We start from the raw sequence: 19541 nt of genomic DNA on the forward strand, positions 1-19541 counted from the left end.
CCCTGGAGGCCGCGCGGCGGGCCGGGGGGGGGCCGGCGCAGGGAGGCCCCCCCCCCCCCCCCCCCCCCCCCACCACACCCCCCCCCCCCCCCCCCCCCCCCCCCCCCACCCCCCCCCCCCCCCAAACCCCCCCCCCCCCCCCCCCCCTCCCCCCCCCCCCCCCCCCCCGCGGCCGTCAGGCGATCGACAGCGGGATGCCCGGGGCCAGTTCGGCCGCGATGCGCTGCGCGACGACCTCGGCGGTGTTGCCGTCCGGGGTCGTCTCCGTCTTCGTCGTCGACACGGCGATGGCGAGACGCTTCGACGGCAGATACGCCTGGATCGCCGCGTACCCCGAGAACGACGGGTTCTGGAGCACCCAGCCGTTCACGACGATCACACCGAGACCGAAGTGCTTCGCCTCGGTCATCTTCAGGCAGATCGACGCGGGGCAGGTGGCGGACTGGCCGCCGAGGCCGACCGTGCCCGGGTTCAGGAGCGTGCGGTAGGCGCGGGGCGACAGGAGCTCACCGCTGCCGATGCCCTCGGCCGAGCGGGCGAGGTCGCAGATGTGGGTGGTGATGACGGCGCCCGGCGCGGTGGTCCACGACGGGTTCCAGAACGTCGACTCCTCGTAGAACCCCCGGTCGGACGTGAACGCGTGCAGCACCGGACGCGGGATCTCCGGAGTGAGACCGGCCCTGGTGTCGTGCAGCCCCAGCGGCCCCGTGACCCGCTCCTTCACGAACTCGTCGATCCGGACGCCGGTGATCTTCTCGAGCGCGGCGACGAGGAGCAGGTAGTTCGCGTGCGAGTAGCTCCAACTGGTGCCCGGCTCGTACCAGAACGAGTGCCGCAGCGGGTACGCGAGCAGCTCGCTCGGCGTCCACGCCCGGAACGGGTGGGGCCCGAGCTCGGCCCCGAACGCCGGGTCTGTCACGTAGTCGTGCAGACCGCTGGTGTTGGACGCCAGCATCCTCAGGGTGATCCTGTCCGCCTTCGGCAGGTGCGGCAGCCACCGCTCCACCGTGTCGTCGAGGCTCACCTTCCGCTCCTGGACCAACTGCAACAGCGCGGTGCCGATGTGCGCGAAGGCCACCGAGCCGGCCCGGAAGTGCATGTCCGGTTCGGCCCGCACGCCGGTCATCGACTCGCCGAGAGCGTCCGTCACGACCTCACGGCCGTCCACCGTCACCCGCAGCTCCACCGCCTTCAGCCGCAGGTCCTTCTTCGCCTTCCGCGCGATCTCCAGCACCTCGCGCGCCTGCCCGCCCAGCGGCCGCTCGGTCCGCGCACAGTCCCTCCCGCCCCGGCCACCCGGCCCGTCGGCCACGGCCGGCGCCACGGCACCGGTCTGAGCGGTCACGGCGAGCAGCGCGGCGCATAGGAGCGCCCCGCGCGTACCGGTAAGGACCCGTGCGCGGATACGGGAAAACGGGGTGCGTGTCATGGCCGCACTATGTCCGGACGACCCGCGCCCTCCCGTCCGAACACTCCGCTGACCGCCCCAGACCCGCCCGTGCGGGGCAGGCGGGAGTGGCGTTCGGCGGTACGGGGCCGGGGTCGCGGGTTCCGGGTTACGGGTTCCGGGTTCCGGGTTCCGGGTTCCGGGTTGCGGTCTACGGGTTCCGGGTCAGGGGTGACGGCTCAGGGGTTACGGGGCCGGGGGCCTCGTCACGGGCTGAGGTCGCGGCGGCTGTAGGAGTCGCTCGCCGTCGGGGCGGAGTTGTGGACGGACCTGGTGTTGTAGGACACCCGGTCATGGCGCGCCTGGCGCCGCGCCCGCTCTTCGAGCAGCAGACCCTCGGCCGTCTCGGTACGGCGGGTGCCCCGGCGCAGCAGGACGACCGTCATCCACACCCCCGTACCGGCGAGCACCCCGAAAAAGATCAGTAGAGCGACCACTGTGCCTCCCCCGTCGTTCCCGCCACCGTAACCCGGGACCCCCGCGTCAGCGATAGTCCTCGGGGTGGCCCTGCATCCAGGTGTTGATCTGGTCCCGCGTGCCGATCAGCAGACTCTGATGCCGCTTCAGGTTCTCGGCGGAACGGTCGCCCGCGAGCTCCCCGTTCAGCTGCTGGATCCGGGCGATCGGCTCCGAGAAATGGGCGGGGCCCTGCGGGTCCGCCTTCATGGCCCGGTCCAGGTTCCGGAGTTCCTCGTAGACCCTGAGGAGGTGGTGCCGGCAGTCGGCGGCGACATCGCAGGTCGAGTCGAAGAGGGTGGCCTGGAGGCCGGCGAAGGCGTCGCGGACCTGGGCGGGGGGCCGGGTGTCGGGGGTGGGCGTACCGGGTCCTTCCGCGCCGCCCGTGTCGCCCGTACCTTCTGTCCCGCCCGTGTCGGCCGTGCCTCCGGTCCTGGGCGCCCCGCCCGATTCCCCGCCTGGCGCGGCGGTGTCCTGATCGGGGGGCGTCGACGGGGCGGTGGCGGTCACGGCCTCCGGGCTCTTCGAGCGCGGCCCGCCCGCGTCCGCGTCCTGCGCCGCGCCGCAGCCGACGCTCAGCGCGGCCAGGGCGACGGCGACGACCAGCGCGCCCGGCACGGCGGACTTGGACATGGAACGCCCCCCTCGCATGGAACTCCCTTTGTCGTTCGGCTACTTGCTCCTCCGGCCCCCTGTCCGTCGACCCTAGAGCAACGCTTTCCGGGCGAGGGAGGGGGCCGGGCTTCTGGCCGAATCCCGCCGTGCGGCGGGGGCGGCGCCGTCAGCTCAGGAGGGTGGGTGTCGCCGCCGTCAGCACGTCCTCGATGCGCTGCCAGGTCGCTTCGTCGCGGGCGAGCGGCGGCAGGACGTTCCCGGTGCCGGTACCCCAGGCGGTCGCCAGTGCGACGGGGTCGACGCCGGTAGCGGCCGCACCGGCGAGGGCGGCCGCGCCGAGGGCGACGAGTTCGCCCGCGTCGGGCACGACGAGCGGCCGGCCGGAGAGCCGGCGGACGGTCTCCGTCCAGGCCCGGCCACGGGCGCCGCCGCCGATGAGGCGCAGCGGGCGGTCCCGTACCTCCGGGTCGGCGGGGTCGAGGCCACAGGCGGCAAGGAGTTCGTCGAGCGCGCGCAGCACGGTGAAGGCCGCGCCCTCGTACGCAGCGCCGAGAATCGCCCGCGGGTCCGTGCCGTGCCGGAGTCCGGTGACGAGCCCGGCGGCGTGCGGCAGGTCGGGGGTGCGCTCACCGTCGAGGTACGGCAGCACGACGACCCCCTCACCGGGTCGGGCGTCCTCCCGGTCGAGGCCGAGGAGCGTGGCGAACCGGTCCACCGCGAGCGTGCAGTTCAGCGTGCAGCCGAGCGGGAGATACGTGCCGTCCGTGGCGGCGAACCCGGCGAGCCCGGGGTGCCCCGGGCGCGCCTTGGTCGCCGCGAAGACCGTCCCGGACGTCCCGAGGCTGACGACCGGATGGTCGAGCAGCCCCGCGCCACCGAGCCCGAGACCGACAGCGGCGGCCATGTTGTCGCCGGTTCCCGCCGCCACGACGACCGTACGAGAAAGCCCGAGCGCATCGGCGGCCGCCGGCGCCAGCGTGCCGACGGGGGTCGCGCCGGAGGGGGCCACGGCGGGGAGGAGCGAGGGGTCGAGGCCGAGGAGGTCGAGGATCTCGGGGTCATAGGCCCCGGGTGGGGGCGTGGTGGCGGGGGCGGTTGCGGCGCCTGCGGTCCGCGCACCACCCGGAGCGGGCACGGCCAGCGGGCCTGGGCCGGCGGACGGTCCGGCGGACGGGCCGGGCTCAGCGGAGGAGCTCGGCGCGGCCGGTGAGCCGGGTGCGGCAGGCGTGGTCAGCGCAGCCGGTGAGCCGGGCGCGGCAGCCGAACTCGGCGCGACGGCCGATCCCGGCGCGGCAGCCGAGGTCGACGCAGCCAGCGAGCCGGGCCCGGCAACCGACCTGGTCGCAGCCGTCCTGCTGGGCGCGACGGCCGAACTCGGCGCAGCGGCCGATCCCGGCGCGGCAGCCGAGGTCGGCGCAGCCAGCGAGCCGGGCGCGACGACCGAGCCCGGCGCGGCAGGCGCGCCGGGTGCGGCAGGCGCGCCCGGCACGGTCGTGAAGGCGGCGCCCTCTTCGCCCGGGCCGTACCACCCCGTGCCCGACGCGTCGCCGGGGTCGGTCGTGGCGGCGCCGGAGAGGCGTTCGGTCAGGTAGTCGTGCGGGAGGCGGAGGGCGGTGGTGGCGGCGGCGGTGGTGGGTTCGTGGTCGCGGAGCCACTGCCATTTGGGGGCGGTCATGGAGGCGACGGGGAGGGAACCGGTGCGGTGGAGCCAGGAGGCGGGGCCGCCGAGGCGGGTGGTGAGGGTGGCGGCTTGGGGGGCGGAACGGGTGTCGTTCCAGAGGAGGGCGGGGCGGAGGGGGCGGGAGTCGGGGCCGAGGGTGACGAGGCCGTGTTGCTGGCCGGCGACGGCGATGGCGGTGACGGCGGAGGCGGGGACGCCGGCCTCCCGCACGGCCGCGCGGACGGCAGTGACGAGGGCGGTCCACCATTCCTCGGGGTCGGTCTCGCGGGCGCCGCCGGTGCCGGTGACGGTGTGGGGGGCGCGGCCGAGGGCGAGGAGTTCGCCGGTGTCCGCGTCGACGACGGCGGCCTTGGTGGACTGTGTGGAGCTGTCCACGCCGATCACGACAGAGCGGCTCGCGGGCACGCCCTCACCTCATTTCTCAGCTCGTCGGGGCTGGCGCCGGGCGGCTCCGTCCCGTATTAGTTATCTCAGAAAACAAATCCCGATGCCAGAGCAAGGACCCAAGGAGAGACCATGACCGAGCGCTTCTCCCCCACCCCCGAGGACCGTTTCACCTTCGGCCTGTGGACCGTCGGATGGCAGGGCCGCGACCCCTTCGGCGAGGCCACCCGGCCGGCCCTGGACCCGGTGGAGGCGGTCGAGCGGCTCGCGGGCCTGGGGGCGTACGGCATCACGTTCCACGACGACGACCTGATCCCGTTCGGCGCGTCGGAGTCCGAGCGCGAGACGGCCGTGAAGCGGTTCCGGGCCGCTCTGGACCGGACCGGGCTCGCGGTGCCGATGGCGACCACGAACCTCTTCACGCACCCGGTCTTCAAGGACGGCGCGTTCACGGCCAACGACCGTGACGTGCGCCGGTTCGCGCTGCGCAAGACCCTGCGGAACATCGACCTGGCCGTCGAGCTCGGTGCCGAGGTCTACGTGGCGTGGGGCGGCCGGGAGGGCGCCGAGTCCGGCGCGGCGAAGGACGTCCGGGTCGCGCTCGACCGGATGAAGGAGGCCTTCGACCTGCTCGGCCAGTACGTCACCGAGCAGGGCTACGACCTGCGGTTCGCGATCGAGCCCAAGCCGAACGAGCCGCGCGGCGACATCCTGCTGCCGACCATCGGGCACGCGCTCGCCTTCATCGAGCGGCTCGAACGCCCGGAGCTCGTGGGCGTGAACCCGGAGACGGGCCACGAGCAGATGGCCGGGCTCAACTTCCCGCACGGCATCGCGCAGGCGCTGTGGGCGGGCAAGCTCTTCCACATCGACCTCAACGGCCAGTCCGGGATCAAGTACGACCAGGACTTCCGCTTCGGCGCGGGCGATCTGCGGCAGGCGTTCTGGCTGGTGGACCTGCTGGAGTCGGCCGGGTACGAGGGGCCGCTCCACTTCGACTTCAAGCCGGTGCGCACGGACGGCTACGACGGGGTGTGGGAGTCCGCGAAGAACTGCATGCGGAACTACCTGATCCTCAAGGAGCGTGCGGCGGCCTTCCGCGCCGACCCGGACGTCGTGGCGGCCCTCGCCGCGTCCCGGCTGCCCGAGCTGGCCGTTCCCACGGCGGCCGACGGGCTCGCGGGGCTGCTCGCCGACCCGACGGCGTACGAGAGCTTCGACCCGGACGCGGCGGCGGCACGGTCGATGGCCTTCGAGCACCTCGACCAGCTGGCCCTCGAACACCTCATCGGCGTGCGCTGAGCGCCGGCGGGCCCTCCCCTCAGCGCCCCGCCAGGGTCGACCGCCGCACCACCAGTTCCGGCTGGAGGACGACGTGTTCGTGGCGGTGGTCGGCGGCGTGGTCGCCGGTCTCCGCCAGGAGGAGTTCGGCGGCCTTGGCGCCGAGGGTGAGGGCCGGCTGGCGGACCGAGGTGAGGGGGACGGTCGCGGCGGCGGCGAACTCGATGTCGTCGTAGCCGACGATCGCCATGTCCTCGGGCACCCGGACGCCTGCGGCGTACAGGGCCTGGAGGACGCCGAGGGCGAGCAGGTCGTTGGCGCAGAAGACGGCGGTGGGCCGGGTGGCGAGGCCGAGGAGGCGGGAGCCGGCGTCGCGTCCGGAAGCGACGTCGAGCCGGTCGGCGGGGAGTTCCCTGAGGGCGGAGGCGGGGAGTCCGGCCTCGGCGAGGGCGAGGAGGGCGCCTTCGCGGCGGTCGCGGACCTGCTGGAGGTGGGCCGGGCCGCTGACGTAGGCGAAGGTGCGGTGGCCGGTGGCGGCGAGGTGGCGGATCGCGAGGGAGCCGCCGGCGACGTCGTCGACGGAGACGGAGCAGCCGGTGTCGTCGCCCGCCACGCGGTCGACGAGGACGGACGGGATGCCGTGGCGCCGGAAGTCGCGCAGGTTCGCGCCGCTGGGGTCGGCGGGGGTGACGAGGACACCCCGGACGCGCTGCTCGGCGAAGAGGGAGAGGTAGTCGGCCTCGTCGGCGGGGTTCTGGTCGCTGTTGCAGACCATGACGCCGAGGCCGGCGGCGCGGGCGGTGCGTTCGGCGCCACGGGCGATGTCGACGAAGAAGGGGTTGCCCATGTCGAGGACGAGGAGCGCCATGATGCGGCTGCGGCCGGCGCGCAGCTGGCGGGCGGACTCGCTGCGGACGTAGCCGAGGCGGGCGATGACGCCGCGCACGTGCTGGAGGGTGGCGGGTGAGACCCGGTCCGGCTGGTTGATCACGTTGGACACGGTGCCGACGGAGACGCCCGCCTCGCGTGCCACGTCCTTGATGCCGACGCTTCCGGCGCCGCCGCCGTGGCCGGCGCTCCCGCCGTTCCCGGTCGTGCGCGCGGTGTCCGTCATCCGTCCCACCTGGTCCGTCCTGCCCCTGCCGCCCCGTCCGGGTGCGGTCCCGCCCCGTGTTTCATCCTATGCGGACCGGTCGGCCCGGCTTCTTCACGCGAGTTCCGGGCGCTTCCACGCGAGGTGCCGGGCGCCTCACGCGAGGTGGAAGACCTCGGTCAGGGGGCGCATGGCGGTGTCCGGCGCCTGTCCGTCGAGTTCCTCGAAGAAGTCCGCCATCTCGGCCTGCCAGCGGGCGTTGACGTCGGCGGCGTCCATGGCGGCGCGTGCCCGGTCGAAGTCGGGGGTCTCCAGGTAGCCGACGAGGAGTCCGTCCTCGCGCAGGAAGAGGGAGTAGTTGTGCCAGCCGGCGGCGGTGAGCGCCGTGAGCATGTCGGCCCAGACGTGGGCGTGGCGGGCGCGGTACTCGTCGGCCCGGTCGGCCCTGACCTTCAGCAGGAAGCAGACCCGCTGCACGTTCGACCTCCGTCGCTCGCGACTGAAATGTTTCATTTCCGTGGGTCAGGACGCTAGGGCGTGGGTGCTTGCGTGGTCAAGAGTCTTGACGGCATCGCGCGTGGTGGCTAGCTTCCCCGGGGTAGTGAATCGATTCATTCCAGGCTCCGAGGTGGACATGCCCGACATCGCTGCCGTGAAGGCCGCACTCGCCGCCCAGCGGATCGAAACCCCCTCCTGGGGCTACGGGAACTCCGGCACCCGGTTCAAGGTGTTCGCCCAGCGGGGCGTGCCCCGGGACCCGTACGAGAAGCTCGACGACGCCGCGCAGGTCCACGCGTACACCGGCATCGCCCCGAAGGTGTCGCTGCACATCCCGTGGGACCGGGTCGACGACTACGCCGCGCTCGCCGCGTACGCGAAGGAGCGCGGGGTCGAACTCGGGGCGATCAACTCCAACACCTTCCAGGACGACGCCTACCGCCTTGGGAGCGTCTGCCACCCTGACCCGGCGGTGCGCCGCAAGGCGGTGCGGCATCTGCTCGACTGCGTCGACATCATGGACGCGACCGGCTCGGCCGATCTGAAGCTCTGGTTCGCGGACGGCACCAACTACCCCGGGCAGGACGACGTCACGGCCCGGCAGGAGCGGCTCGCGGAGTCACTGGCCGAGGTGTACGCACGGCTCGGCGCCGACCAGCGGATGCTCCTGGAGTACAAGCTCTTCGAGCCCGCCTTCTACACGACGGACGTGCCGGACTGGGGCACGGCCTACGCGCACTGCCTCAAGCTCGGCCCCAAGGCCCGGGTCGTCGTGGACACCGGGCACCACGCCCCCGGCACCAACATCGAGTTCATCGTGGCCCTGCTGCTGCGCGAGCGCAGGCTCGGCGGCTTCGACTTCAACTCCCGGTTCTACGCCGACGACGACCTGATGGCCGGCGCCGCCGACCCGTTCCAGCTCTTCCGGATCATGTCCGAGGTCGTCCGCAACGGCGGCCTGGAGCCCGCCGCCGGCATCGCCTTCATGCTCGACCAGTGCCACAACATCGAGGCGAAGGTCCCCGCCGTGATCCGCTCGGTGGTCAACGTCCAGGAGGCCACGGCCAAGGCGCTGCTCGTCGACGCCGACGCCCTCGCCGCCGCCCAGCGCGACGGTGACGTGCTGGCCGCCAACGCCGTCCTGATGGACGCCTACGCCACCGACGTACGGCCCCTGCTGCGCGCGCTGCGCGAGGAGCGGGGCCTCCACCCGGACCCGGTCGCCGCGTACCTCGGCTCCGGCCGGCAGGAGCGGATCGCCGCCGCGCGCACCGGCGGCGACCAGGCCGGCTGGGGCGCGTGACCCCGCCCGAGCCGGCGACCGGGCCGGCTCGGTGCGCGCACCCCCACCCGACCGCCGTCCACTCCTCGCCCGAAGGAAGATCCCCCATGGCCTCCGCCCTCCACCCCGACGTCACCTCCCTGCTCGGCCGGTCCCACCGGTACGGCTCCGATCCCCGCGTCACCAACTACGCGGGCGGCAACACCTCCGCCAAGGGCACCGTCACCGACCCCGTCACCGGCGACGAGACCACCCTGATGTGGGTCAAGGGCTCCGGCGGCGACCTCGGCACCCTCACCGAGGACGGCCTCGCGGTCCTGCGCGTCGACCGGCTGCGGGCCCTCGCGGACGTCTACCCGGGCGTCGACCGCGAGGACGAGATGGTCGACGCCTTCGACCACTGCCTGTACGGGAAGGGGGGCGCGGCCCCGTCCATCGACACCGCGATGCACGGCCTGGTGGACGCGGACCACGTCGACCACCTCCACCCGGACGCGGGGATCGCGCTCGCCTGCGCCGCAGACGGCGAGAAGCTGACGGCCGAGTGCTTCGGCGACGCGGTGGCCTGGGTGCCGTGGCGCCGCCCCGGCTTCCAACTGGGCCTGGACATCGCCGCCGTGAAGGCGGGCAACCCCGGGGCGATCGGCTGCGTGCTCGGCGGGCACGGCATCACAGCCTGGGGCGCGACCTCGGAGGAGTGCGAGCGCAACGCGCTGCTCATCATCCGCACCGCCGAGGCGTTCCTCGCCGAGCGGGGCCGACCCGAGCCGTTCGGGCCTGTCGTGGAGGGCTACGCGGCGCTGCCGGCGGACCGGCGGCGGGAGCGGGCCGCGGCGCTCGCCCCGTACGTGCGGGCGCTCGCCTCCCAGGACCGGCCGCAGGTCGGCCACTTCACCGACTCCGACGCGGTGCTCGACTTCCTGGCCCGCGCCGAACACCCCCGGCTCGCCGCCCTCGGCACCTCGTGCCCCGACCACTTCCTGCGGACGAAGGTCCGGCCGCTCGTCCTCGACCTGCCGGCCGACGCGCCGCTCGCGGAGGCGGTCGACCGGCTGCGGGAGCTGCACTCCGCGTACCGCGAGGAGTACGCGGCCTACTACGCGCGGCACGCCGGCGAGGGCTCCCCCGCCATGCGGGGCGCGGACCCGGCGATCGTGCTCGTGCCGGGCGTGGGCATGTTCTCCTTCGGCCGCGACAAGCAGACGGCTCGGGTGGCGGGCGAGTTCTACGTCAACGCGATCAACGTGATGCGCGGCGCGGAGGCGGTGTCCTCGTACGCGCCGATCGAGGAGTCGGAGAAGTTCCGCATCGAGTACTGGGAGTTGGAGGAGGCCAAGCTGCGCCGGATGCCGAGGCCCCGGCCGCTGGCGACCCGGATCGCGCTCGTGACGGGCGCGGGCAGCGGCATCGGGCGGGCCATCGCGCACCGGCTCGTCGCCGAGGGCGCGTGTGTGGTCGTCGCCGATCTGAACGCGGAGAGCGCGGCGAGGGTCGCCGAGGAACTGGGCGGCCCGGACAAGGCGGTGGCCGTCGCCGTGGACGTCACGTCGGAGGAGGAGATCGGTGCGGCGTTCCGCGCGGCGCTGCTCGCCTTCGGCGGGGTCGACCTCGTCGTCAACAACGCCGGCATCTCCATCTCCAAGCCGCTCCTCGACACGACGGCACAGGACTGGGACGTCCAGCACGCCATCATGGCCCGGGGTTCGTTCCTGGTGTCCCGGGAGGCGGCGCGGGTGATGACGGCGCAGGCGCTGGGCGGCGACCTGGTGTACATCGCGTCCAAGAACGCGGTCTTCGCCGGCCCGAACAACATCGCCTATTCGGCCACCAAGGCCGATCAGGCACATCAAGTGCGTCTCCTGGCGGCCGAGTTGGGTGAGCACGGCATCCGTGTCAACGGCGTCAACCCGGACGGCGTGGTGCGCGGCTCGGGCATCTTCTCGGCCGGCTGGGGTGCCCAGCGGGCCGCCACGTACGGGATCGAGGAGGAGGAGCTCGGCGCGTTCTACGCGGGCCGGACGCTCCTGAAGCGGGAGGTGCTGCCCGAGCACGTGGCGAACGCGGTGTTCGCGCTGACCGGTGGCGACCTCAGCCACACCACCGGGCTGCACGTGCCGGTGGACGCGGGCGTGGCCGCGGCTTTCCTGCGATGAGCGGGACCCAGGGCGTCTTCGCCGCGGCCGACCTCGGCGCCACCAGCGGGCGGGTGATGGTGGGCCGCGTCGGCCCCGGCCTGCTCGACCTCACCGAGGTCCACCGCTTCCCCAACACCCCGGTCCCGCTGCCCGACGGGCTGCGGTGGGACGTCCTCGCCCTCCACGGCGGCATCCTGGAGGGCCTGCGGGCCGCCGCCCGCTCCGGTCGCGTCGACTCGGTCGGCGTGGACTCCTGGGCGGTGGACTACGGGCTCCTCGACGCCGACGGCACGCTGCTCGGCCCTCCGTACCACTACCGCGACCGGCGCACGGAAGGCGTGGCGGAGGCGGTACGGGAGAGGCTGGGCGCGGCCGGGCTCTACCGCGTCAACGGCCTCCAGCACCTGCCGTTCAACACCGTCTACCAGCTCGCCTCGGCCGCCGGGTCCGCCCAACTCCGCCTGGCGCGCACCCTCTTGCCGATCCCGGACCTGATGGTCCACTGGCTGACCGGGACGGTCGGCGCCGAGGAGACGAACGCCTCGGCGACCGGCCTCTTCGACGCCCGCACCGGCACCTGGTCCGAGCAGCTGCTCGCCCGGCTCGGCATCGACCCCGCACTGCTGCCCGCGCTGCGCTCCCCGGGCGACCCGGCGGGCGAACTCCTGCCGTACGTGGCCGAGTTCACCGGGCTCGCCCCCGGGACGCGGGTGACGACGGTCGCCTCGCACGACACCGCGTCGGCCGTCGTCGCCGTGCCCGCGACGGCCCCGGGCGCCGCCTACATCTCCTGCGGCACCTGGTCGCTCGCCGGCCTCGAACTGGAGGCGCCGGTGCTCACCGAGGAGTCACGGGCGGCCAACTTCACCAACGAGCGCGGGATCGACGGCACCGTCCGCTATCTGCGCAACATCATGGGCCTGTGGCTCCTTGAGGAGTGCCGCCGCACCTGGGCCGCCCGGGGCCTGCCGGCCGGCCTCGACGGCCTCCTCGCCGAGGCGGCCCGCGCGGAGCCGTTCGCGGCGGTCGTCGACCCGGACGCGCCGGAGTTCCTCGCGCCCGGCGACATGCCGGAGCGCATACGGGAGTACTGCCGCCGCACCGGACAGCCCGCGCCGGAGAGCCGGGGCGCGGTGGTCCGCTGCGTCCTGGAGAGCCTGGCCCTCGCCCACCGGCGCACCCTGCGACAGGCGGCCGAGCTGGCGGGCCGGGAGGTCACGCGGATCCACCTGGTGGGCGGCGGAGCCCGTAACGAACTGCTCTGCGAACTGACGGCGGCCGCCACCGGGCTGCCCGTGGTCGCGGGCCCCGTCGAGGCCACGGCACTCGGCAACGTGCTCGTCCAGGCGCGCGCCGCCGGCCTCGTCGGCGATCTCGCCTCGATGCGGGCGCTCGTGGCGCGTACCCAGCCGCTGCGTCACCACGTACCGCAGAATGACCCTGTCGCCCGTGCCGCCTGGGACGCGGCCGCCGCCCGAACCGAACCGTCCACGAGGAACCCGTGATGCGCGTCGCCCTCTTCGTCACCTGCGTCAACGACGCCGTCTTCTCCTCGACGGGCGTGGCCACGGTCCGGCTCCTCGAACGCCTCGGCGTCCAGGTCGACTTCCCCGCCGCGCAGACCTGCTGCGGGCAGCCCCAGTTCAACACCGGCTACCGCGAGCAGACCACACCGCTGGTACGCCGCACGGTCCGCGCCTTCGAGGGGTACGACCACGTCGTCACCCCCTCCGGTTCGTGCGCGGCCATGGTGCGCCACCACTACCCCCGTTTCGGCGAGGAGGCCGCCGGTCTCGGCCCGCGCACCTACGAGCTGACGGAGTTCCTCGTGGACGTCCTGGGGGTGACGGACGTCGGCGCGTACTTCCCGCACAAGGTCACCTACCACCCGTCCTGCCACGGACTGCGGATGCTCGGCCTCGGCGACCGGCCGCGCCGGCTGCTCGGGGCCGTGAAGGGGCTGGAGCTCGTCGAACTGCCCGGCGCCGAGGAGTGCTGCGGCTTCGGCGGCACCTTCGCGGTGAAGAACCCCGACGTCTCGGCCGCGATGGGCACCGACAAGATCACCAACGCGCTGTCCACCGGCGCCGACGTGCTGTGCGGCGCGGACAACTCCTGTCTGCTGCACGTCGGCGGAATGCTGAGACGGCAGGCGGCGCCGCTGCGTGCGCTGCACCTGGCGGAGATTCTGGCGAGCACGGAAGAGGAGCCCTGGCAGTGAGTGACGAGAAGGGGCGCGCGTCAGCGCTCGATGAGGGGCGGTGGTCGGGCGACGGGCGGGCTTTCATCGGGATGCCGTCCTTCCCGGAGGCCGCGCACGCGGCGGTCGGCGACACGACCCTGCGGGCCAACCTCCGGCACGCCACCCACACCATCCGCGACAAGCGGGCGCGGGCGGTGGCCGAGCTGGACGACTGGGCCGCGCTGCGCCAGGCCGGGAAGGAGATCAAGGACCGGACGCTCCGTCAGCTGGACACATATCTCCTGCGGTTGGAGGAGACGGTGACCGCGGCGGGCGGGACCGTGCACTGGGCCGCCGACGCGGCCGAGGCCAACAGGATCGTCGCGGAGCTCGTCAAGGCCACCGGGGAGACCGAGGTCGTCAAGGTCAAGTCGATGGCCACCCAGGAGATCGGACTCAACGAGCACCTGGAGGCCGAGGGCATCGCCGCCTACGAGACGGACCTCGCCGAGCTGATCGTGCAGCTCGGCGACGACCGGCCCTCACACGTCCTGGTCCCGGCGATCCACCGCAACCGGGGCGAGATCCGCGACATCTTCCGCGGGAAGATGGGGAGTTGGGGACGCCCGGCGCCCGAGGGGCTGAGCGCCGAGCCGGCCGAGCTCGCCGAGGCGGCCCGGCTGCACCTGCGGGAGAAGTTCCTGCGGGCGAAGGTCGGGATCTCCGGCGCGAACTTCATGGTCGCCGAGACCGGCACCCTCGTCGTCGTCGAGTCCGAGGGCAACGGCCGCATGTGCCTGACCCTCCCCGAGACCCTCATCTCGGTCGTCGGCATCGAGAAGGTCGTGCCGACCTGGCAGGACCTGGAGGTCTTCCTCCAGACCCTCCCCCGTTCCTCGACGGCCGAGCGCATGAACCCGTACACGAGCATGTGGACCGGCACCACCGACGGCGACGGACCGAACGCCTTCCACCTCGTCCTGCTCGACAACGGCCGCACCGACGCGCTCGCCGACGAGGTCGGGCGCCAGGCGCTGCGCTGCATCCGCTGCTCGGCCTGCCTCAACGTCTGCCCGGTGTACGAACGGGCCGGCGGGCACGCGTACGGCTCGGTCTACCCCGGCCCGATCGGCGCCATCCTCACCCCCCAACTGCGGGGTACGGCCAGCGAGATCGACGCCTCGCTCCCGTACGCCTCCTCGCTCTGCGGCGCCTGCTACGAGGTGTGCCCGGTCGCCATCGACATCCCCGAGGTCCTGGTGCACCTGCGCGAGCGGGTCGCCGACGCGGGCGGCAAGGGGCACCGCCTGGAGAAGGCCGCCGTCAAGGCTTCCACCTGGCTCCTCGACCACCCGAACGCCCTCGCGGCCGGCGAGCGGCTCGCCTCCGCGACCCGCGCCCTGCACCCCAAGCGCCTGCCGGGACCCGGCGCCCGCCAGTGGTCCGACCACCGGGACCTGCCCGAACTGCCCGCCGAACCGTTCCGCGACTGGTGGAAGAAGAACCGCACATGACCGACTCCCGCGCGAAGGTCCTCGCCCGCGTCCGCGCCGCCGTCGACGGGGCGCCCGAGGTGCCCGACGTCGTCCGCGCCTACCGGAGCAGCCACGTCCCGGACGACCCGGACACCGTCCTCGACCTGCTCCACGAGAACCTCGCCGACTACCGCGCCCACGTCCACCGGACCGCGCCCGACGGGCTCGCCGCGCTGATCGGCCGGCTGCTCGCGGAGCGCGGGGCCCGGAGCGTCGTCGTCCCGCCGGGTCTGCCGGACGGCTGGCTCGACGGCACCGGTGCCGAGCGGCTCACCGACGAACCGCGCCTGACCCCGTACGAACTGGACGGCGCCGACGCCGTGGTGACCGGGTGCGCGCTCGCGATCGCGGAGACGGGCACGATCGTGCTCGACGGCGGCCCCGGGCAGGGCCGGCGGGCGCTCACGCTCGTGCCCGACCTGCACCTCTGCGTGGTGCGGGCCCCCGAGCAGGTGGTGGCCTCGGTGCCGCTCGCGCTGCCCCGGCTCGACCCTGCGCGTGCGCTGACCTGGATCTCCGGCCCTTCGGCGACGAGCGACATCGAGCTCGACCGGGTGGAGGGCGTCCACGGGCCACGCACACTTGAGGTGATCCTGGTGACCGGCGGCTGACGGTGCGGGACGGGGGACGAGGAACGGCGGACGGCCGGGCCCTGTCGGGGCCCGGCCGTCGGTGACCGTGTGAAGGGTCGCGCTACGCGGATTCGCGGCGGACGAGTTCGGTGGGGAGGATCACGGCCGCCGGTTCCTCGCCCGCTATCCGCGCGAGCAGCGTCCGGACCATCTCGGTGCTGATCCGGTCCCACGGCTGACGGATCGTGGTGAGGGAGGGCCGGGAGGAGAGGGCGGCCGGGGAGTCGTCGAAGCCTCCGACGGCGATGTCCTCGGGGACGCGCCGGCCCGCGCGGGCGAAGGCGTCGAGGGCGCCCTGGGCCATCAGGTCGGAGGCGACGAAGACGGCGTCGATGTCCGGGGCGCGCTCCAGGAGGGCGCGGGCCGCGTCCTCGCCGCTGGCGCGGCTGTAGTCGCCGGTGGCGACGAGTTCCTCGTCGACGGGGAGGCCGCACTCGGCGAGGGTCTCGCGGTAGCCGGCGAGCCGCTCGACGCCGCCGGGGGTGTCGAGCGGTCCGGTGACGGTGGCGATCCTGCGCCGCCCGGAGGCGTACAGGTGGCGGACCATGTCGCGGGCGCCGTCGCGGTCGTCGGCGGCGACGTAGCCGATCTTGGCAGTCTGGCCGAGCGGCTTCCCGCAGGCGACGACGGGGACGCCGGCCTCGTGCAGCCGGGCCACCACGGGGTCGCCGGAGTGGCTGGAGACGAGGAGGACGCCGTCGACGTGACCGGCCTCGATGTAGCGGAGGTTGCGGCGGCGCTCGTCCTCGGTGCCCGCGATCATCAGGAGCAGGGGGATGTCCTGGGCGGCGAGGGCCTGGGTGCAGGCGCGCAGCAGGACGTTGAAGTTGGGGTCCTCGAAGAACCGTTCCTGGGGCTCGGTCAGGAGGAAGGCGACCGAGTCGGACTTGCCGGTGATCAGCGAGCGGGCGTGCCGGTTGACGACGTATCCCGTTCTTCGGATCGCGGCGTCGACGGCCGCCTTGGCGGTCGGGCTGACGTAGTGGCCGCCGTTGAGGACACGGGAGACGGTGCCGCGCGAGACCCCGGCCTCGCGGGCCACGTCGTGGATGGTCGCCGGGCGGCGCCTGCTCGCTGCTGTGCTCATGCTGTGTGTTTCCCCTCGATCCCCTGTGGTCAGGACTTTACGGCGCCGGAGAGCAGATCGAGGCTCCAGAAGCGCTGGATGACGAGGAACAGGGCGATCAGCGGGACGATGGCGAGGAGCGCTCCGGTGATGACGAGGGTGTAGAGGGCGGGCTGGCTCGCGCCCTGCTTGAGGAGGGTGAACAGGCCCACCGTCATGGGGAACTTCTCGTCGTCGCCGAGCATGATGAACGGCAGCAGGAAGTTGTTCCAGATGGCGACGAACTGGAAGAGGAAGATCGTCACCAGGCCCGGGGACATCATGGGGACCGCGATCCGCAGGAAGATCCGCCACTCCCCTGCGCCGTCCATGCGTCCCGCCTCGACGAGTTCCATCGGGATGGCGGCCTCGGCGTAGATGCGGCCGAGGTAGACCCCGTACGGGGACAGGATCAGCGGCAGCAGGACCGACGCGTAGGTGTCCGTCAGATCGGCCTCGGCCATGAGCAGGTACTGCGGGATGGCGAGGATGACGGGCGGCATGAGCACGCCGGTCAGGATCACGTTGAAGAAGGCCTCGCGGCCGCGGAACCGGTACATGGCGAAGGCGTAGCCGGCGAAGGCGGAGACGACCGTGGACAGGACGGCGCCGAGGCCCGCGTAGAACACGGAGTTGGCCATCCAGCGCCAGTAGATGCCGTCGCGGTATGTGTGGAGCTCGGCGACGTTGTCGGAGAAGCCGTCCCCGGGCAGGAACGTGAAGGTGGAGAAGAGGTCCTGGCCCGACTTCGTGGCGGCGACGACGACCCAGGCGACGGGCAGCAGGCAGTACAGCGCGCCGAGGACGAGGGCCGCCGTGGGCAGCAGGGCGGTGCGGCGGGGGCGCGGGGGGCCCTGGGAGGTGCCGGGGGTGGTGCCGGCGGCGGGCGCCGGGGCGCGGAGCGGCGGGGAGGCGAGCCCGGTCATCGGCTTGCTCCTTGTGTGGTGCGGCGGTTGGACACCCTCAGGAGGGCGAAGGAGAGCGCGAACGTGGCGAGCGCGAGCACGACGGCGGTGGCCGAGGCGGCGTAGACGTTCCCGCCGGTGAAGGCGTCGCTGTACACCTTCATCAGCGGGCTCCAGTCGGACGGGATGCCGTTGGTGAGCGGCTTGAGCGTCATCGGCTCGTTGAAGACCTGGAGCGTCGCGATGATCGAGAAGAAGAAGGTGAGCACCAGGGAGGGCGCCACCATCGGGATCTTGACGCGCAGGGCGATCTGCAGCTCCGAGCAGCCGTCCAGCTTCGCCGCCTCGTACACCTCGGCGGGCAGCGACCGCAGCGCGGTGTAGATGACGATCATGTTGAAGCCGGTGCCGCCCCAGACGGCGATGTTCGACATCGCCAGGTACAGCGGCCCGCCGTCCATCAGATCGGGCTGCGGCAGTCCGAACCGTTCGAGCAGGTAGTGGAACGGGCTGACGGCCGGCAGGTACAGGAAGCCCCACAGCACGGCCGCGATCACACCGGGCACGGCGTACGGCAGGAAGATCGCGAGCCGCGCGAACGAACGGCCGCGCACCCGCTCGGAGTCCAGCAGCAGCGCGAAGAAGAGGGCCAGACCGAGCATCACCGGCACCACGATCGCGCCGTATCCGAGGACCCGGAGGGCGCTGTGCAGGAACTCGGCGTCGGTGAGCGCGGAGACGTAGTTGTCGAGCCCGGCCCACACCTCGTTCCGCGCACCCTTGCCGAGACCGAGACCCTTGATCTCGACCTTGTGGAAGCTGAGCCAGAGCGCGTACCCGATCGGCAGCGCGAAGAAGAGAGCGAAGAGGACGGCGGCGGGGAGCAGGAAGCCGTACGGGGCCGCCTTGACCCCGTACGACCGGCGCACGCCCTGGGCGGGCTGCGTCACTTGGCGACCTCGAAGCCCTGCTTCTTCAGGTCCTCGACGGTGGTGTTCTGGACGGCGGTGAGGGCGGCGGGGAAGCCGGACTTGGCCTTGGCGGCCTTGCCGAACTCGTCCTTGAAGGAGGTGTAGGCGACGTTGACGTTGGGGCCCCAGGCGGCGGGGGCGGTGGTCTTGGCGATCTCGGCGGCGCGCGTGTAGAAGTCGGGCTGGTTGGCGAAGTAGTCGGGGGCCTTGGCGAGGGCGCCGCTGGTCTGGGCGGCGGTGGCGGCGGGGTAGATGCCGCTCTCCTTGACGAGGGCGGCGAGGGCCTTGGGGTCGGTGTTCAGCCAGAGGGCGAACTTCGCGGCGGCCGCCTTGTGCTTCGAGTCGGAGGTGACGGCGGTGGAGGAACCGCCCCAGCTGCCGGTGGCGTTGTCGCCCTTGGTCCACTGCGGGAGGGGGGCCATGGCCCACTTGCCCTTGCCGTCGGGGGCGGCGGTGGTGAGGGTGCCGGGGGCCCAGACGGCGCTGACCCAGGCGAGCTGCTCGCCGGAGTTGAGGGCCTTGTTCCAGGCGGGGGTGTACATGGGCTGGTTGTCGATGGCGCCCTCGGCGACCAGGCCGCCCCAGAAGTCGGTGACCTTCTTGGTGCCGGCGTCGTCGATGCCGACCTTCCAGGTGTCGCCCTCGAAGCTCCACCACTTGGCGCCGGCCTGCTGGGAGAGGCCGGCGAAGAGGCCGGAGTCGTTGGCGGAGAAGGTGGTGAGGGCCTTCTTCGGGTCCTTCTTCTTCAGGGTGCGGGCGGTGGCGGCGAACTCGTCCCAGGTGGTGGGGACGGTGAGGCCGTACTGCTTGAAGAGGTCCTCGCGGTAGAAGAACATCAGCGGGCCGGAGTCCTGCGGCAGGGCGTATACGGCGTCGCCGCCGAAGGTGGTCTGCTGCCAGATGCCGGGGGCGAACTTGTCCTTGGCGCCGGGGACCTCGGCGGCGATGTCGGCCAGGGAGTCGTTGCTGACCAGGGTGGGCAGGGCCTGGTATTCGGCCTGGACCAGGTCCGGGCCCTTGTGCGCCTTCGTCGCCGTGATGATCTTGGTGACCAGGTCGTCGCCGGAGGCCTGCTTCTGCACCGTGACCTGGATGTCGGGGTGTTCGGCGTTCCAGAGGGCCGCGACCTTGTCCATGCCGGGCGCCCAGGCCCAGTAGGTGAGCGAGACGGGGCCGGACTCGGCGCCGGCCTTGTCGCCGGAGTCGGCGGATCCACAGGCGGTGAGCGCGGTGGCGCCGAGGAGGACGACGGTGGCGGCGGCGAGGCCGCGGCGCGTGATCTGAGGCATGGGGTGCTTCTCCCTGACCGAAAAAGGGGCCTCTCCCTCCAGCGGGGAGG

Annotated in this window: 17 protein-coding genes; 7 read left to right on the forward strand and 10 right to left on the reverse strand. The window is 73.0% G+C overall.

Going from position 1 to position 19541, the window contains the following annotated elements; all coding sequences use genetic code 11:
* Positions 1-175: 175 nt before the first annotated feature.
* The 4 genes from ACZ7G1_RS28735 to ACZ7G1_RS28750 all read right to left on the reverse strand — a co-directional run bounded on the left by ACZ7G1_RS28735 (position 176) and on the right by ACZ7G1_RS28750 (position 4604).
* Positions 176-1345 (reverse strand): serine hydrolase domain-containing protein, encoded by a 1170-nt coding sequence (locus ACZ7G1_RS28735; protein WP_470871714.1) that lies wholly within the window; start codon positions 1343-1345, stop codon positions 176-178.
* A 308-nt stretch (positions 1346-1653) separates the two neighbouring features.
* The gene (locus tag ACZ7G1_RS28740; protein ID WP_470871715.1) at positions 1654-1884 is read right to left on the reverse strand and encodes a hypothetical protein; all 231 of its coding nucleotides are present in this window, start codon (positions 1882-1884) and stop codon (positions 1654-1656) included.
* A gap of 46 nt (positions 1885-1930) precedes the next feature.
* On the reverse strand, positions 1931-2536 hold the full coding sequence (locus ACZ7G1_RS28745; RefSeq protein ID WP_470871716.1) for a hypothetical protein: 606 nt from the start codon (positions 2534-2536) through the stop codon (positions 1931-1933).
* 148 nt (positions 2537-2684) lie between these two features.
* A complete protein-coding gene (locus tag ACZ7G1_RS28750) occupies positions 2685-4604 on the reverse strand; it encodes an FGGY family carbohydrate kinase (RefSeq protein ID WP_470871718.1) in 1920 nt (639 codons plus the stop codon).
* Positions 4605-4715: 111 nt separating this feature from the next.
* Here ACZ7G1_RS28750 and xylA point away from each other — a divergent pair, with 111 nt between their 5' ends.
* The gene (gene xylA, locus ACZ7G1_RS28755) at positions 4716-5885 is read left to right on the forward strand and encodes a xylose isomerase (RefSeq protein WP_470871720.1); all 1170 of its coding nucleotides are present in this window, start codon (positions 4716-4718) and stop codon (positions 5883-5885) included.
* 19 nt (positions 5886-5904) lie between these two features.
* Here xylA and ACZ7G1_RS28760 read toward each other — a convergent pair whose 3' ends face one another.
* Positions 5905-6978, reverse strand: coding sequence for a LacI family DNA-binding transcriptional regulator (locus tag ACZ7G1_RS28760; protein ID WP_470871722.1), 1074 nt, complete (start codon positions 6976-6978; stop codon positions 5905-5907).
* 135 nt (positions 6979-7113) lie between these two features.
* A complete protein-coding gene (locus ACZ7G1_RS28765; RefSeq protein WP_470871724.1) occupies positions 7114-7434 on the reverse strand; it encodes an L-rhamnose mutarotase in 321 nt (106 codons plus the stop codon).
* Between the two features lie 157 nt (positions 7435-7591).
* Here ACZ7G1_RS28765 and rhaI point away from each other — a divergent pair, with 157 nt between their 5' ends.
* From rhaI to ACZ7G1_RS28795, 6 genes are all read left to right on the forward strand, one after another.
* Positions 7592-8758, forward strand: coding sequence for an L-rhamnose isomerase (rhaI, locus tag ACZ7G1_RS28770; protein WP_470871725.1), 1167 nt, complete (start codon positions 7592-7594; stop codon positions 8756-8758).
* Between the two features lie 86 nt (positions 8759-8844).
* On the forward strand, positions 8845-10890 hold the full coding sequence (locus ACZ7G1_RS28775; protein ID WP_470871727.1) for a bifunctional aldolase/short-chain dehydrogenase: 2046 nt from the start codon (positions 8845-8847) through the stop codon (positions 10888-10890).
* The gene (locus tag ACZ7G1_RS28780; RefSeq protein ID WP_470871729.1) at positions 10887-12377 is read left to right on the forward strand and encodes a rhamnulokinase; all 1491 of its coding nucleotides are present in this window, start codon (positions 10887-10889) and stop codon (positions 12375-12377) included. The genes ACZ7G1_RS28775 and ACZ7G1_RS28780 overlap by 4 nt, the downstream gene beginning before the upstream one ends.
* Positions 12377-13093 carry a (Fe-S)-binding protein gene (locus ACZ7G1_RS28785; RefSeq protein ID WP_470871731.1) on the forward strand — a complete coding sequence of 239 codons (717 nt, stop codon included), beginning with the start codon at positions 12377-12379 and terminating at the stop codon, positions 13091-13093. The genes ACZ7G1_RS28780 and ACZ7G1_RS28785 overlap by 1 nt, the downstream gene beginning before the upstream one ends.
* Before the next feature lie 71 nt (positions 13094-13164).
* On the forward strand, positions 13165-14568 hold the full coding sequence (locus tag ACZ7G1_RS28790) for a LutB/LldF family L-lactate oxidation iron-sulfur protein (RefSeq protein WP_470872003.1): 1404 nt from the start codon (positions 13165-13167) through the stop codon (positions 14566-14568).
* The gene (locus ACZ7G1_RS28795; protein ID WP_470871732.1) at positions 14565-15200 is read left to right on the forward strand and encodes a LutC/YkgG family protein; all 636 of its coding nucleotides are present in this window, start codon (positions 14565-14567) and stop codon (positions 15198-15200) included. The genes ACZ7G1_RS28790 and ACZ7G1_RS28795 overlap by 4 nt, the downstream gene beginning before the upstream one ends.
* A gap of 82 nt (positions 15201-15282) precedes the next feature.
* On the opposite strand, the gene ACZ7G1_RS28800 is transcribed toward ACZ7G1_RS28795, so the two are convergent.
* From ACZ7G1_RS28800 to ACZ7G1_RS28815, 4 genes are read right to left on the reverse strand one after another with little or no spacing between them, the layout of a single operon-like run.
* A complete protein-coding gene (locus ACZ7G1_RS28800; protein WP_470871734.1) occupies positions 15283-16308 on the reverse strand; it encodes a LacI family DNA-binding transcriptional regulator in 1026 nt (341 codons plus the stop codon).
* 29 nt (positions 16309-16337) lie between these two features.
* Positions 16338-17252, reverse strand: a complete 915-nt coding sequence (locus tag ACZ7G1_RS28805) for a carbohydrate ABC transporter permease (protein WP_470871736.1) — start codon at positions 17250-17252, stop codon at positions 16338-16340.
* On the reverse strand, positions 17249-18181 hold the full coding sequence (locus ACZ7G1_RS28810) for a carbohydrate ABC transporter permease (protein ID WP_470871737.1): 933 nt from the start codon (positions 18179-18181) through the stop codon (positions 17249-17251). The genes ACZ7G1_RS28805 and ACZ7G1_RS28810 overlap by 4 nt, the downstream gene beginning before the upstream one ends.
* Positions 18178-19491 carry an ABC transporter substrate-binding protein gene (locus tag ACZ7G1_RS28815; RefSeq protein WP_470871739.1) on the reverse strand — a complete coding sequence of 438 codons (1314 nt, stop codon included), beginning with the start codon at positions 19489-19491 and terminating at the stop codon, positions 18178-18180. Before ACZ7G1_RS28815 ends, ACZ7G1_RS28810 begins: the two co-directional genes overlap by 4 nt.
* Positions 19492-19541: the final 50 nt, after the last annotated feature.

This window comes from Streptomyces sp. NPDC037273, from assembly GCF_055603625.1.

Excerpts from the sequence above, each read along its gene's own strand:
- ACZ7G1_RS28805 (WP_470871736.1), bottom strand. The coding sequence starts at position 17,252 with ATGACCGGGCTCGCCTCCCCGCCGCTCCGCGCCCCGGCGCCCGCCGCC.
- ACZ7G1_RS28790 (WP_470872003.1), top strand. The coding sequence starts at position 13,165 with ATGCCGTCCTTCCCGGAGGCCGCGCACGCGGCGGTCGGCGACACGACC.
- ACZ7G1_RS28775 (WP_470871727.1), top strand. The coding sequence starts at position 8,845 with ATGGCCTCCGCCCTCCACCCCGACGTCACCTCCCTGCTCGGCCGGTCC.
- ACZ7G1_RS28785 (WP_470871731.1), top strand. The coding sequence starts at position 12,377 with ATGCGCGTCGCCCTCTTCGTCACCTGCGTCAACGACGCCGTCTTCTCC.
- rhaI (WP_470871725.1), top strand. The coding sequence starts at position 7,592 with ATGCCCGACATCGCTGCCGTGAAGGCCGCACTCGCCGCCCAGCGGATC.
- ACZ7G1_RS28745 (WP_470871716.1), bottom strand. The coding sequence starts at position 2,536 with ATGTCCAAGTCCGCCGTGCCGGGCGCGCTGGTCGTCGCCGTCGCCCTG.
- ACZ7G1_RS28800 (WP_470871734.1), bottom strand. The coding sequence starts at position 16,308 with ATGAGCACAGCAGCGAGCAGGCGCCGCCCGGCGACCATCCACGACGTG.
- ACZ7G1_RS28780 (WP_470871729.1), top strand. The coding sequence starts at position 10,887 with ATGAGCGGGACCCAGGGCGTCTTCGCCGCGGCCGACCTCGGCGCCACC.
- ACZ7G1_RS28815 (WP_470871739.1), bottom strand. The coding sequence starts at position 19,491 with ATGCCTCAGATCACGCGCCGCGGCCTCGCCGCCGCCACCGTCGTCCTC.
- xylA (WP_470871720.1), top strand. The coding sequence starts at position 4,716 with ATGACCGAGCGCTTCTCCCCCACCCCCGAGGACCGTTTCACCTTCGGC.
- ACZ7G1_RS28795 (WP_470871732.1), top strand. The coding sequence starts at position 14,565 with ATGACCGACTCCCGCGCGAAGGTCCTCGCCCGCGTCCGCGCCGCCGTC.
- ACZ7G1_RS28760 (WP_470871722.1), bottom strand. The coding sequence starts at position 6,978 with ATGACGGACACCGCGCGCACGACCGGGAACGGCGGGAGCGCCGGCCAC.